The organism is Persicitalea jodogahamensis (genome assembly GCF_014651615.1).
GTDB lineage: Bacteria > Bacteroidota > Bacteroidia > Cytophagales > Spirosomataceae > Persicitalea > Persicitalea jodogahamensis.
In genome coordinates, this window is sequence record NZ_BMXF01000001.1 from 1,399,684 (window position 1) to 1,414,793 (window position 15,110).

Genomic DNA, 15,110 nt, shown 5'->3' on the forward strand with positions numbered 1-15,110 from the left:
GATAAATCGTATGAGCAAAAACAAGACGTTTTCTTATAATGTTGCTGCTCCCAAGTCGTACGCACATCGCCTGAGAAGTAAGACTGCTATCTCGAAAGAGGTGCTAATAGTTACCAGTTACGACTATTTTCTGGAAAAAAAGGGACTCGCTTTACTGTTAGGCCGCTATCAGGAAATTATTTTGGTACCCAGAACTGTTGATGATGATTACCTGATGAATCAGACGGTGAAACCTTTGATTGAACAGTACGATAAAATCCATTTGGTTACCAATCCGCAGTATGACTCCCGATACCATGTTATTTATGAGTTAGTTGTTAAAAATAACAAATCCATCCGCATCAGTACCGTCTATGATTTTTGCGAAAATACGTTAAAGAAAATTTATGTACCTGATGATCTGGAGGAAGAGAACCCTTACTTACCCCTACACTTGTCGTTTGATGGCAATGTCCGTTTGCTGAAAAAAATTATCGATTTTGTCATTTCCATTATTTTACTTTTAGGAAGTTTGCCTTTATGGGTAATCAGCGCTCTGCGGATTCGACAGGAATCATCAGGGCCTGTTTTTTATCAGCAAGTACGAACAGGACTTAACCGAGCAACTTTTAATTGTATTAAATTTCGGTCGATGCGTACGGATGCCGAAGCTAACGGAGCAGTTTTTTCAAAAAAGAAAGACAGTCGTGTTTTCAAATATGGTGCCCTGATGCGGTTGACGCGTATCGACGAGCTCCCGCAATTGCTCAATATATTTCGTGGTGAAATCTCGCTGATCGGTCCTCGTCCGGAGCGGCCTGTGTTTATAGAGTCATTCGAAGAAGTGATTCCGTATTATAACCTGCGTCACGGTGTAAAGCCAGGCATCACCGGTTACGCTCAGGTAATGTATCCTTATGGTACGGGTGTGTACGATGCCCGGCACAAACTGATGTTCGACCTGTATTATATTAAGCATTGGAGCCTGGCCCTTGAAATGCAAATCATTATCCGCACGGCCGTGGTTGTTTTCACCCGCAAGGGGCGATAAAGACTTGTTGTGACCTCTCTTTCAAAATGACATTACTCTGGTGTAGCCCCCTGCAATGAATGCGTTACTTACTGATTGGAATCTTCGGACTTCTTTTTTACGGAGTTTCTAATGCCCAGGATTCAACTCTTTCCTATCATGCCAGGATAGAAACTGCTCTGTCCACAGCCCAAACGCCGTTTTGGCTTCACGCTAATCAATTTGGGACGATTCCCGTTCAGGGATCTTTTGTGGCTGGGCAGGTCGGACTATCCAAGTTATCTGCCCGACCAGGTAATAAACAAAAATTTTTTACGTATTCGGCGGGGATCGAGTTGGCAGCATATGCGGGACCCCAGTCAGCTGTATTTCTGACCGATGCTTATGTGGCCGGTTGGATTGGCCCTGTGGAGGTGAGTGCCGGACAGCGTAAAGAGATCGTAGGGTTGGTAGATACTACGTTGACTTCCGGTTCATTTGCTATTTCGGGCAACAGCCGCCCGTACCCCAGGGTGCAATTGTCCATACCCCGTTTCCTGTCCCTGGGATTTACGGGAAACTTTGTGGCTTTTAAGGGTTCTTATTCTGATGGCTTATTGGGTAGTTCGGCTGTAAAAAGTGCAAACACCGATGATGTCCCCTACACTTTCCTACATCACAAATCTTTATATGTCCGCTTGGGAAAGCCCGCGCACAACGTTCATATTTATGGTGGATTCAACCACCAGGCTATGTGGGGGGGCGACGAATTAATATACTCTGGCGGACTAACCGACAAAATGGCTTACGAATATGTTGTATTGGGAAAAAGCTGGGCGAATAGCAGGGTGGGAAATCACTTTGGCACAATTGATCTTGGAGCAGAATGGCGCGCCAGAGATTGGACTTTTTTCGCCTATCGACAGAATATATATGAGGATGGCTCCTTAGCAAAACTGACTAATGTTACGGACGGACTAAATGGTTTACGGATTAATCACTATGCACTATATTATCCAGAAAGGTTACAAATCAGGACATTCCTTCTGGAATTTATCAATACTAAAAGCCAGGGGGGGAATATATTTGACATAACCTCAAAAAACTTCGGTAGAGACAATTATTACAATCACTATGTGTACAAACAGGGTTGGTCCTACCGGGGGCGTAGTTTGGGGTCGCCTGCTGTCCCTTCACAAGACTTACTCAGACCCGATTTGCCAAGAAATGACTCTCTTTTCACGACTGATAATCGGATTTTAATGGTCAATGCAGGTATAACTGGTCGATTTCAGGAATTTAGATTTTTGGCAAGGGCCAGCATTAGCCGTCACTTTGGGACCTACGATTACATAATAGAACCACCAAGGACACAATTTTCCATGTTGATGCAAGCCGAAAAGTCGATCCCTTTTGCTAACACCAGCATTGTCAGTTTAAAACTCGCCACTGATCTTGGCGGTTTGTATCCCAACTCCTTTGCCTTGATGCTGGGTTGGCGCAAGGAGGGAATACTCTGAGGTGAAAAAAGGATAATACCCAATTTCTCAGGAACAGTTCTTTTATATCCATACTTTTGTGCCGTCCCTCCCCTGCGGCCTATATTTTGAAATCTTCCCGCCTGTCGTTTCTTTCATGATTTACCTGCGCAAGGCCCTTTTCTTACTTTTCGGCATAATTCCAATTATAGCTTTTTCCCAACCTGACACAACCGCTCGTTCAACAAACCCCAATTATCTCGAAGTAGGGGGCTTGTATTCGTCGTCGGACCGTACTCCCTTTTGGCTGCAGTCCAACCAATTCGGCACGGTACCCCGTTCGGGTTCTGCTCTAACTATCCGGGGCGGTGGGGCGAAGAGCTGGACATTGGGTAAACGTGATTCTATCAAAGAGTGGCGTCGGCAGCACTCTTCCTCTCATAAGCTTGTGCCCGGCTGGCAAGCTGAGGTCGGGGCCGAAGTCGTGGCTAATCTTGGCCCTACTACGCATCTACTTTTGCCCCAGGCTTATGGCGCCATTCGTTACGGAAATTGGGAGCTTTTTGCGGGACGCCGCAAGCAATGGTTTGGCTTGGCCGATTCAACGCTGGGTACCGGATCATACGTATGGTCGGGTAACGCTTTGCCTATCCCTAGGATTCAGTTCGGATTGACACGCTTTACAGCAGTGCCCTTCACTAGTGGCTGGTTATCAGTATTGGCTACTTACTCTGATGGGTGGTTCGAGGGCAGCCGCCCCGTTACAAGTGAGCTAAAACTTCACCAGAAACAATTGTACGGGCGTTTGGGGCGGCCCGGCGGTAGAGTTAAAATCTATGCGGGTATTAATCACCAGGTGCAATGGGGAGGGAAATCACCATATGAAACGGTCAACGGTCAAATGCCCAAAGGCCTGGAGAACTATTTATACGTCATTATAGGAAAAGGTAGGTATGCGCCCAATCTTACTTTTTTCGACAGTACCAACCGGGTAGGCAATCATTTGGGTACAGTAGATTTAGCATTTGAAGTAGATACTGAAAATGCGAATCTGTTTTTTTACCGTCAGAATATATATGAAGACGGCTCACTGGCGCGATTGACCAACATTGCCGATGGATTAAATGGTGTGAGAATCCGCCGTAAGCAGATTGATCCTGCCAGCGGTTTTTCTGTCAACGAGTTTGTTTTCGAGGGCTTGTATACTCGCAGTCAGGGCGGGAGCGTGTTCGACTTTGACGGGCGAATTTTTGGTAGGGATAACTACTTAAATCACGTACAGGTACGCGATGGTTGGTCGTATTTTGACCGCGCAATAGGCACGCCATTTATCCCTCCTACCTCCGAAACAATCCAGAAGTTTCCCAATTTTGCCGATTTCTTTACCAGTAACAATCGCGTTTGGGTGTTGCATCTGGGACTACAAGGTAACGTTTTCAGAAATGTGCAATGGCAGACAAAGGTGTCTTATTCGGGCAATTACGGAGTTTATGACCTGCCGTTTGAAACAGCAGCCTATCAGTTCTCTGGATTATTGTCCTTACAGGCTAAAATGTCCTGGCTGGGGGGGATGATCATAAAAGGCTCGTTGGCAACCGACCAAGGTGGGCTTTATCCCAATACTACAGGTGGAATGCTATCCATACGTAAAGAATTTGGGCCAGGGAGATAGCACAACGATAATTGGAGATAGCAGTATTTTAGCTAATCTTCACTTTCTCCCGGATCTGCTCCGCCAGTTGAGCCAATTCCTCTGTTGACATTTTTATCTTCTTCCCGAAATCTATGTCTCCCATGCTATTCAGTGGAACGAGATGGACGTGGGCGTGCGGTACTTCCAGACCGATGATGCTAACACCGATGCGCTTGCAGGGTACAACTGTCTCGATAGCGGGTGCAATCCTTTTTGCGAAATTCATCAGCCCCAGGTATAGGTCGTCATCCAAATCGAAGATATAATCGACTTCCTTTTTGGGTATGACAAGCGTATGGCCCCTGGCGATAGGGTTGACATCCAGGAATGCCAGAAACTCATTTGTCTCGGCTATTTTGTGGCAGGGGATCTCGCCCGCAACTATTTTTGAGAAGATGGAGGACATGGAAAGAAGGATAAGTTAAAATTGACGAATGAAATAAGAGGCCCGGTCAACGGCTGAGTGCCCCTGATCTGATCAATCCGATTAGGGCCAAAAAGACCAGCAGGCCGCCCAGAATGCGTTGAACAGGCCATTTGGTTAGTTTACGAAGGATATTTTCGCGGTGGCGGGCCGTGAGCCAGGCGACCATCACCAGAAGCCCCAAGGCGCCTGCTGCCGACCCCATTGCAAAAACTACCGCATCGATGGGAGTCTGCACTGACAACAACGGATAATTGTGATACCCCGCGAGGACCAGTACCCAGAAAGGATAGAGCTGAGGATTCAAAACTCCCGCTACCAGCCCGCGCAGCAGGGCAGCCCGATGGGTGTTTTTGCCATACGGTGGCTCATACTTGACCGATGCGTTCTTTTGGAGCAGCCAATACCCTCCCACTCCCAATAACGCAAAGTTGACAATCCAACGCAAATAGGGCCATTCCATTACCTCTTTCAAACCAACTACCGTGTAGGCGGCTAAGCCGGCGTATAGTAGTTCGGGCAAGGCTCCACCCAGTGCCGTCCGCCGGGAGGCCGCTAGTCCATTGGTCAGGCCAGTGTGGATCACGGCCAGGTTGGCGGGCCCCAACTGCAGAGACCCGACGAAACTAACGACCAGTGTAACACCGAAAAGTAACATCGGCTTCAGTACTTCCATCTAATCTTTTTTGCCAGGGGGAAAGCAACCCGATTCTTGGTTTCTCTCGTACTTAAACCGTAAATCAATAATTGAACCCTCGACTTTTTTTAAAAACTGTCATTCAAACTTTATTCGCCGTGCGTGTTTTTTCGATCCTTATTCTTGCCGCGTTGCTTTCGGGGAGCGCATTTGCTCAGTACCAAGGCCCGCGCCGTCAGAAAAACCTGGATGCTGCCCTTGCGGCTGGGAAGGGCTTCTCTCCGGCGTTATCTTTCCAGAGCCTTTACGGCGGACGATTCAAAATCGGTTGGGGGGTGCGCTACACAGGCTATTTTGGCAAAAGTACCGAATTAGTGACTGCGCCGGCAGCTCTAACTTCCGGGAAAACGGACCCCAGTGTATTATTTTCAGAAAATATTCTGTCTAATTTTGATACGCTTACGCTAAATAAAGTACAGTCCAATGCACTCAACGCGGTTATTAATCTTCAATTTTCCCTTTCCAACCGCTTCGAAGTCGGCTTCAACATCGATGCCATCGGTCTTTCTTTTGGAGCGCAGCAAATGGGACGGTTCCACTCAGCCTCTGAGTCCGCAGCACTTGATAATACGGTGCAGACAGCAAAACCAACCACTTTCAATCTGCTGTTGATAAGTGACAATGATCGGGGCAACCTCAACTCCGAACTTTATGCCCGATATTGGGTCAGCGACCGGATGGCTGTGCGTGCGGGACTGAGCTTCAATTTTGTCGAGTACACTACCGATCAGAAGCTGACTTTTGACAACGACCGCTTTCGTTATAAATCGCTTCTGCCCATGGTAGCGGTGTCATTCACTCCTTTTGCAAAATAAGAAAGGACGACAAATGAACACTTTGTTATAAAATCGACTTTAAAAACAACTGAGTTCAAAAAGACCACCAGTAAATCGGGACAGCCCGGGGCGACCAGTATACCTCCCTCATGATTCAACTACACGCAACTACCCGCGAAATAATAGCTCAGCTCCAACTCTTCCTGAACCAAATTGATGCGAATTCCTACTCAGAGTGCCTGCCCATTTTACAGGGAAGTAGTGTGGGGCAGCATCTCCGCCACGTGATCGAATTCTATGGCTGCCTGAGTCGGCAAATGAAGGAGGGGATCATCAGCTATGACGATCGGGAGCGCAATCACCAACTGGAAAATGATCTCGGATATACGTGCCGGATTTTGAGCGAGCTCAGTAATGAGGTGGCGGAATGGCATACCGACAAGCCGTTGCAACTTCGCGCTATTTACGGCGATACGGCCGGCACGCTTGTTCCCACTTCATTGGCCCGGGAACTGGTCTATTTGATCGAACACGCCGTGCATCACATGGCTGTTGTAAAGATAGCTGTCGCCCACCACTTGCCCCATATTGTCTTACCCTCGTCGTTCGGCGTGGCCCATTCGACCCGTCAACACCAAAAGACCGCATGTGCGTCGTAACGTATATTCCAGCTGCCAGTGGCGGCTTTATCTTGACTTCCAATCGGGATGAGAGCATCCGGCGGCAGGCGGCCATTCCACCTCGACGCTATTTGATCGACGAACAGCTTATCACATTCCCGAAAGATCCCAAAGCCGGAGGGACCTGGGTCGCCACGACGGAAAATCGTACGCTGTGCCTGCTCAATGGTGCTTTTCAGAACCATTCCCACCGTCCTCCGTATCGACGCAGCCGGGGCCTTGTGGTACTGGATGCTTTTTCCTACGATTCGCCTCATGCTTTTGCCAGAGACTACGACTTCACAGGCATCGAGCCATTTACCCTAATCATGGTGGATAGGGTCGATGCGTTCGCAACGCTGCACGAATTGCGTTGGGATGGCACAAAGCCGCATTTCAAGTGTCTCCCGGCCGACACACCGCGCATCTGGTCTTCGGTGACGCTTTATTCTGAAGATATAGTTCGGGAACGCGAGGGTTGGTTTCAAAATTGGTTGACCGCGCCGCATACCAAGCTGGCTGCTGAAATTATTGCGTTTCATACATCCGCCGGAAAAGGTGATCCCGCCAACGACCTGCTGGTAGATCGGGGAAGCCTGAAAACGGTTTCGATCACGCAGATTCAGGCGCAGCATAATGAGGTGAGCGTTTTTTATCAAGATTTTCTGCACGAAGGCACGCATCACTTTCAAGTATCCTGAAAAAAACTTCCCGATCTACGCTTTTGGGTATATCGGTCAGGTAACTGCCTTTTCCTATAAACAGAGCGACAATAGCCACGGCCCGTTGGCGTTTCGTCCTGTGTAATCATCTAATCGTATTTTTTTAATTTTTATGAAATCAACAAAGTCCTATTTTGCTGCCATCATTGCCCTATGTCTGATGGGGTTGATGGCTTCCTTTACCCCGAATTTCAAAAAGGGGAAGTGGGAAACGCTGTTTAACGGCAAAAACTTCGACGGCTGGAAAAAATGGAAAGGCGGCCCAATCACAGGCTGGAAAGTGGAAGATGGCGCAATGGTGCTGATGGAAAAAAAGGGGGGGGATCTGCTCACTGAAAAAGAGTACGGCGACTTTGAGTTGGAACTGGAATGGAAAATCAGCGAAAAAGGCAACAGCGGTATTATGTACCACGTGAAGGAAGGAGCCGGCTACTGCTGCCCCTATACCACCGGACCGGAAATCCAGGTACTTGATGACAAGCGACATCCCGACTCCTTCGCTGGCAAAACAGGCAATCACAAGGCCGGGTCGCTTTACGATCTGCTGCCACCTAACGACACGACCGTCGTGAAACCCGCCGGAGAATGGAACAAGGCTCGAATCATTGTGAAGGACGGTAAAGGGGAAAGCTGGCTCAACGGTAAGAAACTGGTGGATTTTCCCACCAAAGGGGCGGAATGGGAGAAGATGGTCGCCAATAGCAAATTCAAGCAGTGGAAGGATTTCGGTACGTTCGACAAAGGATCCATCGCCTTGCAGGATCACGGCGATAAAGTATGGTACCGGAATATTCGCATAAGAGAACTATAGTTTGCTTAGGTGTTTAGTTGTTGAAAATTTCGGAACCTCTGATAAAATTCTGAATGGGAGCAGCTACAGGATTCTTCCTATTCAGACACGGTACCTCACGTTGATAAACTGCACTCCAAGCAACTACCCGCCTAAACCAACAACCAACCAAACGAATAAACAAAATGAACACAAATCGCAGGGAGATGGTAAAGAAAATGGCCGGATTGGCCGTGGGTCTACCCGTGGCGGACTCGCTCAAGGAGCGACTTGATGCCTCTGACAAAGCAGTTGGTTTAAAAGGAAATGTCAACCATTCGGTGTGTCGCTGGTGTTACAGTAAAATCGAGTTTGAGGACTTGTGTAAAGCAGCCAAAGAGATAGGCCTGCAATCGATTGAACTGACCGGTCCGGAAGAATGGCCGATTCTGAAAAAGTACGGCCTTACTTCGGCCATGCCCTGGGGGGCTGGTAAAGGCATTGTAGAAGGGTTTAACGACCTGAAACTACACGATGAACTGGTAGCGAGCTACGAAGCGATTTTCCCGAAAGTAGCAGCCGCCGGACTGGATAAAATCATTTGTTTTTCGGGCAACCGGCACGGTATGAGCGATGAGCAAGGTCTGGAAAACTGCGCTATCGGTCTGAAGCGCCTCATGAAATCCGCTGAGAAGCACAAGGTAACCATGAGCATGGAATTGCTGAACAGCAAGGTCAACCACCCCGACTACATGTGTGATCGTACCAATTGGGGAGTGGAACTGTGCAAGCGGGTGGGAAGCGAGAATTTCAAGCTGCTCTATGACATCTACCACATGCAGATTATGGAAGGCGACGTGATTCGAACAATCAACGACAACCATCAGTACATCAACCATTACCACACGGGTGGTGTACCGGGCAGGCACGAAATAGACGACTCGCAGGAATTGTATTACCCGGCTATCATGAAAGCCATTCTAGCCACGGGCTACAAAGGCTATTTGGGGCAGGAATTTATTCCCGTACGCGACCCGCTTACCTCGTTGCGGGAAGGAGTAGTTATTTGCGACGTATAGGCATTAGTCCCAATTCTCTAAAAAGTCTGCATTCACTCCCACTCAGGGGTTCGGTGCAGACTTTTTTTGGGCTAAGTCAGATGTCTGCTGCATTGCCTCAGGACGTATGCCGGAAAAATGTTCTCTGGTAGTTTTCAGTAGGGCTTTGAAAGACAACGGTTGTACCCCACGTGCTACGTTCTCCTGCCCGATATCAGATATCATCCGCATGTGCCGGAAGACATCGCGGTACGCTTTGAATAGATTGTACTTCGGGTCATAAATATGCCCCGCTTCGGAGCTGACGCCATTCAGTTCCAGAATCTTGATCTTGCCAGCGTACAAGTCGTTCAGCGAATTGACGCGCAGGTCGAACCTCCCGTAGTAAAAGCCGGGAATGCCTGTGGCGATTTCATCGAAGACATCGTTCAGGCGCTCGTTGATAAGGTGGTTGGCGTTCAAAAAAGCCGTCCCCAGGCAATGATTGCCGATGGGCTGAACGCATTCGTAAGTACCTCGCGGCAACACTTTGTTCAGCAGGTTTGCCATACGGACTTCAAGGGCTTCGCGGGCCATCCGGGCGCGAAGATTTTTTTCCAGCAATTCTCTCACTGTGGCATATCCGTCGCCCCGCACATGCAGAAACTCTTTTTGGGTCACGGAAGTCACGCGCCCCTTGGCTTCACTGGGCCTTCTCGCGTACAATACACCAAATTCCAGCAACGACTCGACGTATTCCTGCACTATGCAATCTTCGGCCAGGCATTTCCCTACGTACTGCCGCAAATCTTCTACGCTAGTGATTTTGATTACCTGGTCGCCTCGCTCGCCGATATTAGGTTTCATGATAAAAGGCGCTGTAATACTGTTTCCGTCGAGCAGTTCGATCACTCCTTCGTAGGTTGTCCCTGCCGGGATAAACTGAGTAACAGGCAGGTACTTTTCATCAATTAAGGCGAAAATATCTTTCTTGGATTCGCCGAAAAACCCACTGGCCGGGATGGCCGGATTGGCCGCCGTAAAGTGCATGAAAGAGCGCTTTTTTATGGACAGCAAAGCCCAGTACACCAGTGGCGGGGTGTAAAAGAGTACGAACGGCCAGAATTCGTAGCGGAAGATTTTTGTGAGGAAACGGGACACGGTTTTTAATGATGAGTGATGAACTGGTTGGAGTACCACCGATGAGTTAATTATGATCTATTTTTTGCCAGGCGGCATCTGCTTTCTGGTGCAGGTTTTGTTCGTCTTCGTTCCACTTTCTCAGGGTATTGCTGAGAATCGTATGGTAAAATAAATACAGCCTCCCGTCGATAATTTTATACGTTTCGGGATCAATGCTTACTTTATTGCCGTCCGCCATTGCGTAGGCACACCATCCACCGTATTTGGGCACGTATTTATCAGGATTCTTTGCAAATTCATCCTGGTTTTGCGCGCTGGCAAATCGGTAAGTCCCTCCCTGGTATTGTTTGTTAAATTCTTTTGTGCCTTCCACCGGCTTTCCTTTGAAATAGCTGACCGGATCGTAACCCTCAATAGCCAGACCGCCTTTGAGATTGAGGTTCTGGGCTGAACAAGGTACGAAAGTGAACAGGATAAGCAGGAGGGTAGTTGTGATCAATTTCATTACCATGGCGCCTTTTTATGATATACGGAAACTTTTGCGGAAGGGTTGCTGGGTATATGGTACGGATGCTTTGGCATAACTTCCATCTTTCTGTTAAACTACTCCTGTTCAGGCACAATTTCGTCTGCCACGGAAACAGGTTTCCGGCAAGTAGTCAGCCTCCATAAACCGATCCCCTTCGAAGCCAGTAATCCCGGCTGTACATACGCTGAAACGGCCAATGCTTCATCCTCAAAACCATAGGGAGGTAAGCGTGCGGCTCTTTGACTGAGAGACTACCGAAATAAATATCGTCATCGGTGAGCAGCAAGCCTTCGTAGGTGCCTTCGGCAGATCGTCGGGTCAGGTCGGCGAAGGGTAGTTCTTGCCGGTAATCCGGAAATTGTCTGGAGATTCGGTCTTTCAGCAGCCACGCGCCACGATATCCTGAATTAGGAACAGGCTGCGGACGATACCGACCTTCCGACACGTCAAGAGCGTATTGCAAGTAAGCTTTCAGAAGCTTTGGGCCCTCATTTGCCGTTTGTTCGGTACGTAGTTGGGGTGGGAACAGGCTAGTGACGACGTACACCCGCTGCCTCGCCCTGGTTACCGCTACGTTCAGGCGATTCTCACCACCCTGTGTATTCAACGTACCAAATTGCATCGCCAGCTTGCCACGATCGTCGGGAGCGTAGCCGATGGAGAAAATAATGACGTCGCGCTCGTCGCCCTGCACGTTCTCAATGTTTTTGACAAAAAGTCCTTCGGCTGTTACTTTCTCTTTTTCCAGGAGATCCTGAACCAATTGCTGTTGGTGGAAATTGAACGTAACTACCCCAATGCTCAGCTTGCTTTCCGACAATTCCCGCACCAGTTCCAGAACGCGTTGCGCTTCGACGGGATTGGTGTTTTTCTCCCATATTCCGTCCACGTGCATGTAATGGATTCCCGGCTCGGCGTCGTTGACGCGCGTGAAGTCGGGTAAGAGCCGCAATGTATTTTTGTAAAAATGCTGGTTTGAAAAATCGATCAGGTCCAGCGAACTGCTCCGGTAGTGCCCCGTCAATTGTCGTTGTGTGAGGGTTTGGGCCGCCAAGTCCAGGAGGGAATCTATTTCAATAGCTACGGGTACTTCCTCATCTGAATTCTCCTCGTATCGAACCCGGTACAAATCACTGGGGGGTAGTTGCTTGCTGTCGCCCGTGATGACGACTTGTTTGCCCCGGTACGCAGCGGGCAATCCGTATTCGGCGTAGCATTGGGAGGCTTCGTCGAATATCACAAGATCAAAAAGCCCGGCTTTCATTGGAAAAAGGGTAGAAACCGCCTCGGGCGAAGCCATCCAACAGGGAATAAGCCGAAAAACTTCGTCAGAAAATGCTTCCACCACCTTGCGAATCGGCCAGATGTTGCGCTTTTTGGTAGTTTGATGGGCAAGTTCGCGGTAGGTCGTGCGGTTTCCCAGGCGGTTTTTCTCGACGTTTTCGTAGATCAATTCACGGAGTTTCATTAGCGTGATATCACGGCTAAGGCTTTGTTTGCGCTCAATGGACGCCTGCAGTTGCTGCTCCCATTCGCTCATTTTCAAAGATGAAACGGCCCGTAACGTCGGATATTTACCTTCAATGTGCTCGATCCAGGCCAGGTGCAGGCTGTTATCGAAGATGGTAACCGCTGTGTTTTCCGAAGAATTCTCACCTTCTGATTTATTCAGAACCAAATTAGTGACGTCAGCTTCAACGGCAGAAAAGCCGTTGGCAATCTTATCCATTTCCACCAACACATCGAAGTCTGCACGCAGGCCATCCCGGAGCTGACGCGGGTAGTTTTCAGGCTCCGACAACACTTCCTGCCACTGGTTTTCAGTCAAAAAATCCAGCATCGCCTCTTCCTGGCTTTGCCACTTGCTCAACCAAACGAGAAGTTCCTGCACTATTTTTCGAAAAGCGCTGATGGAAGCCGTACCCAATGCCAGTTGGGTAAGTACCCCTTCCCAAGGGGGCCGGCGAACGCGCACCACGGCATCCGCTGCTTGCTCCGCCTTCTGGAAAAACAGCAAATATCCTTCTTCAAAAGGTAGGTTTGATTCAAGATCATCTGGACGAAAGCTTAAAAACATGCTCGCCAGCCATTGCTCCAGTTCCAACCGATTGTTCAGCCTGACTTCCAACTTTTTCAAATCATCAAGCCGGGTACTTAGTCCGTTCGCCTGAGCTACCTGCGCGACGGCGGCTTTTTCTTTTCCAAACCACTCCCACCATTGTCCCTTTACTGCCGACGCTTTGGCCGCAATGGCCCGGGCAAGCTGTTTACGAAACGGGGCTAATTCTGATTCAGCCAATGTACTTTCAATTCCGCTGCCATCTGTCCGCCAGCCTTCGAACGTATCCGTCACCTGCCGCACAAACGCCAAACGGCTGGTTGCGGGCTGCTGATCAGTAAGGTAGCGCTGGAATAGTTGCAAGGTTTTAGCATCAGTAATCGTGAGGGCCAGATCCTTTATGCGCTCTGAGGTTTCCGCTTTGTCTGCAATAAAGTCCAGGGAGAATGTTGTGCGGGTAATTTCTTCAAATTGTTCTTTTTGGGCTTGAAAAAAAGATGGCCAGGCAATCAGCGCTTCTTCCATGCGGCGCAGATCGCCAAGACCGTAGTCGGCAAAATTCTGCCGATCGTGCCAAGCGTGTGGCGGAGTGATTTTTTTGTTGTACGTCGCATAGCTGGTCAGGCGGCGACGGTAGTTTTCAGTTTCGCTGAGCAGGAAATTGCGGTAGTATGCCTGCAAGTTGACGTGCGGGGCAGCCGGATCGGAGGACAGGTAAAGCTCTTTTACGGAAAGTCCGCTCTCGGCTTCGTCAAAAAGAGCGGTTCGGAATTCTTCCAGTTCTTTTACCGTCTGGTCGATCAAACGGCTGTTCCTGGTAAACTCCCGATCCAGGAAAACGGCATCCAGGCTCTGATTGAGTGCCTGGTATTCCTCGACTTTGTCGATTTGGATGGCAATTTGGCGGTAAAGTTCGGCGCGGTCATTGCGAAAGTCGTGAATGAGAGCAGTGGACAAACCAAGGCCCAGCGTTTGCAAGCGTTGATGCACTACGTCGAGAGCGGCTCGCTTCTGGCATACCAGCAGCACGCGTTTGCCCTGCGCGGCAAAGTCGGCCATCAGGTTGCAGATCAACTGCGACTTACCCGTGCCGGGTGGCCCCTGCACCACCACGGATTCGCCCTGCTTCACGAGTCGAATGACGTTTTCCTGCGATAAATCCACGGGCAGCGGCGTCAGGATTTGCTCTTCACGCAGGGGCTGGTTTTGAACAGAAACATTTATTGATTCAGCATCCTCTCCGGATTCTGTTTCAAAATTGAAAAGAGGCATCGAGAAATCCTCCTGATCGGCTTCATGGAGCAGGTAGTTGTAGTCGGGCACGAGAAATGAGCCTGCCTGTGGAAAAATTCCCAGTACCATTTCGGGGTACAACTTCAATTCGCCGTTCTTTTCCAATGATTGCAAATCGCTGCTTTTGAGCGCCTCGAACGGTTGCAGAACATTTTCAAAAAGCTGTTGGTTGAAATTCAGCCGGAAGGGCGATTCTTTCAGCCACTCGTAAAGGGCAGTACGGAATTCCAACGCCTCTTTGGGGAAGTCTTCAAAGTTTTTTTCCAGAATTTCATCGGGTACCTGAGCCTCGTTGAACTGGGCATAGGCCAGGGCAAAACTACGGTTCAAGGAAATTTCGGCGTCGTCACGACCGACAAGGCACCATTGCTCCCGGTCCAGCCGCAGCGTGACCGGGAAGAAAAGCAAGGGCGCGTGAACTACCGAGCCGTCGGCGAACTTGCCGCGCACGAACGGGTACCCCACGTACAAATCACGCGCGCCGCGCTCTTCTTCGATGAATCGTTCGGTTCGTGCAATCCGCCGGAGTCTTTTACTGACCTCATTGACTTTATCAAAGCGCGGATCCTGTACATCGCAAAGCGGAATCCGGTTTTTTCGCTGGATAAGTTGGTTGAGAATTTCGAAGGAGGATTTACTCAACAAAAAATCGGCCTCGTGCAAATCCAAAAATTGCTCCGCTGCCAAGCGGCTCAACAATAGCGACTTATTGCGGCTGCTGAGGTTGGTGAGGCGTTTGAGGTAGGTTTTTAAGATGGCTATCGGCGGTCGGCTTTTGGCATTTGCATTACTTTCCTCTTCCATTTTTGACATTTGACGATCGGTCTCTTCGACCCGAATCAG

Annotated in this window: 13 protein-coding genes; 8 read left to right on the plus strand and 5 right to left on the minus strand. The window is 49.2% G+C overall.

Going from position 1 to position 15,110, the window contains the following annotated elements; translation table 11 throughout:
• Positions 1-10 precede the first annotated feature (10 nt).
• The 3 genes from IE117_RS05695 (at position 11) to IE117_RS05705 (ending at position 4,138) form a co-directional block, all read left to right on the plus strand.
• Positions 11-1,030 (plus strand): sugar transferase, encoded by a 1,020-nt coding sequence (locus IE117_RS05695; protein ID WP_189563347.1) that lies wholly within the window; start codon positions 11-13, stop codon positions 1,028-1,030.
• Between the two features lie 59 nt (positions 1,031-1,089).
• On the plus strand, positions 1,090-2,508 hold the full coding sequence (locus tag IE117_RS05700) for a capsule assembly Wzi family protein (protein WP_189563348.1): 1,419 nt from the start codon (positions 1,090-1,092) through the stop codon (positions 2,506-2,508).
• 115 nt (positions 2,509-2,623) lie between these two features.
• Entirely contained in the window at positions 2,624-4,138 is a 1,515-nt protein-coding gene (locus IE117_RS05705; RefSeq protein ID WP_189563349.1) for a capsule assembly Wzi family protein, read from the plus strand.
• A gap of 28 nt (positions 4,139-4,166) precedes the next feature.
• On the opposite strand, the gene IE117_RS05710 is transcribed toward IE117_RS05705, so the two are convergent.
• Together IE117_RS05710 and IE117_RS05715 are read right to left on the minus strand one after the other, a co-directional pair.
• A complete protein-coding gene (locus IE117_RS05710; RefSeq protein ID WP_189563350.1) occupies positions 4,167-4,565 on the minus strand; it encodes an HIT family protein in 399 nt (132 codons plus the stop codon).
• Between the two features lie 46 nt (positions 4,566-4,611).
• Positions 4,612-5,259 (minus strand): LysE family translocator, encoded by a 648-nt coding sequence (locus IE117_RS05715; RefSeq protein ID WP_189563351.1) that lies wholly within the window; start codon positions 5,257-5,259, stop codon positions 4,612-4,614.
• 119 nt (positions 5,260-5,378) lie between these two features.
• On the opposite strand from IE117_RS05715, the gene IE117_RS05720 reads away from it, so the two are divergent.
• The 5 genes from IE117_RS05720 (at position 5,379) to IE117_RS05740 (ending at position 9,285) form a co-directional block, all read left to right on the plus strand.
• On the plus strand, positions 5,379-6,095 hold the full coding sequence (locus tag IE117_RS05720) for a hypothetical protein (protein ID WP_189563352.1): 717 nt from the start codon (positions 5,379-5,381) through the stop codon (positions 6,093-6,095).
• 110 nt (positions 6,096-6,205) lie between these two features.
• The gene (locus IE117_RS05725) at positions 6,206-6,715 is read left to right on the plus strand and encodes a DinB family protein (RefSeq protein ID WP_189563353.1); all 510 of its coding nucleotides are present in this window, start codon (positions 6,206-6,208) and stop codon (positions 6,713-6,715) included.
• Positions 6,703-7,416, plus strand: coding sequence for an NRDE family protein (locus tag IE117_RS05730; protein ID WP_189563354.1), 714 nt, complete (start codon positions 6,703-6,705; stop codon positions 7,414-7,416). The genes IE117_RS05725 and IE117_RS05730 overlap by 13 nt, the downstream gene beginning before the upstream one ends.
• 133 nt (positions 7,417-7,549) lie before the next feature.
• Entirely contained in the window at positions 7,550-8,248 is a 699-nt protein-coding gene (locus IE117_RS05735; RefSeq protein ID WP_189563355.1) for a 3-keto-disaccharide hydrolase, read from the plus strand.
• Between the two features lie 164 nt (positions 8,249-8,412).
• Positions 8,413-9,285: a hydroxypyruvate isomerase family protein gene (locus IE117_RS05740; protein WP_189563356.1), complete on the plus strand. Its 873-nt coding sequence runs from the start codon at positions 8,413-8,415 to the stop codon at positions 9,283-9,285.
• Between the two features lie 42 nt (positions 9,286-9,327).
• Here the strand turns inward: IE117_RS05740 and IE117_RS05745 are convergent, their stop codons facing one another.
• The 3 genes from IE117_RS05745 to IE117_RS05755 all read right to left on the minus strand — a co-directional run bounded on the left by IE117_RS05745 (position 9,328) and on the right by IE117_RS05755 (position 15,071).
• A complete protein-coding gene (locus IE117_RS05745) occupies positions 9,328-10,404 on the minus strand; it encodes an ATP-grasp domain-containing protein (RefSeq protein ID WP_189563357.1) in 1,077 nt (358 codons plus the stop codon).
• Positions 10,405-10,450: 46 nt separating this feature from the next.
• On the minus strand, positions 10,451-10,891 hold the full coding sequence (locus tag IE117_RS05750; protein ID WP_189563358.1) for a YHS domain-containing (seleno)protein: 441 nt from the start codon (positions 10,889-10,891) through the stop codon (positions 10,451-10,453).
• 154 nt (positions 10,892-11,045) lie between these two features.
• On the minus strand, positions 11,046-15,071 hold the full coding sequence (locus tag IE117_RS05755; RefSeq protein ID WP_189563359.1) for an AAA domain-containing protein: 4,026 nt from the start codon (positions 15,069-15,071) through the stop codon (positions 11,046-11,048).
• Positions 15,072-15,110: the final 39 nt, after the last annotated feature.

What these genes read in the sequence shown, in the direction of transcription:
- IE117_RS05695 (WP_189563347.1), top strand. Translation starts at nt 11, where the DNA reads ATGAGCAAAAACAAGACGTTTTCTTATAATGTTGCTGCTCCCAAGTCG.
- IE117_RS05700 (WP_189563348.1), top strand. Translation starts at nt 1,090, where the DNA reads ATGCGTTACTTACTGATTGGAATCTTCGGACTTCTTTTTTACGGAGTT.
- IE117_RS05705 (WP_189563349.1), top strand. Translation starts at nt 2,624, where the DNA reads ATGATTTACCTGCGCAAGGCCCTTTTCTTACTTTTCGGCATAATTCCA.
- IE117_RS05710 (WP_189563350.1), bottom strand. Translation starts at nt 4,565, where the DNA reads ATGTCCTCCATCTTCTCAAAAATAGTTGCGGGCGAGATCCCCTGCCAC.
- IE117_RS05715 (WP_189563351.1), bottom strand. Translation starts at nt 5,259, where the DNA reads ATGGAAGTACTGAAGCCGATGTTACTTTTCGGTGTTACACTGGTCGTT.
- IE117_RS05725 (WP_189563353.1), top strand. Translation starts at nt 6,206, where the DNA reads ATGATTCAACTACACGCAACTACCCGCGAAATAATAGCTCAGCTCCAA.
- IE117_RS05730 (WP_189563354.1), top strand. Translation starts at nt 6,703, where the DNA reads ATGTGCGTCGTAACGTATATTCCAGCTGCCAGTGGCGGCTTTATCTTG.
- IE117_RS05735 (WP_189563355.1), top strand. Translation starts at nt 7,550, where the DNA reads ATGAAATCAACAAAGTCCTATTTTGCTGCCATCATTGCCCTATGTCTG.
- IE117_RS05740 (WP_189563356.1), top strand. Translation starts at nt 8,413, where the DNA reads ATGAACACAAATCGCAGGGAGATGGTAAAGAAAATGGCCGGATTGGCC.
- IE117_RS05750 (WP_189563358.1), bottom strand. Translation starts at nt 10,891, where the DNA reads ATGAAATTGATCACAACTACCCTCCTGCTTATCCTGTTCACTTTCGTA.
- IE117_RS05755 (WP_189563359.1), bottom strand. Translation starts at nt 15,071, where the DNA reads ATGGAAGAGGAAAGTAATGCAAATGCCAAAAGCCGACCGCCGATAGCC.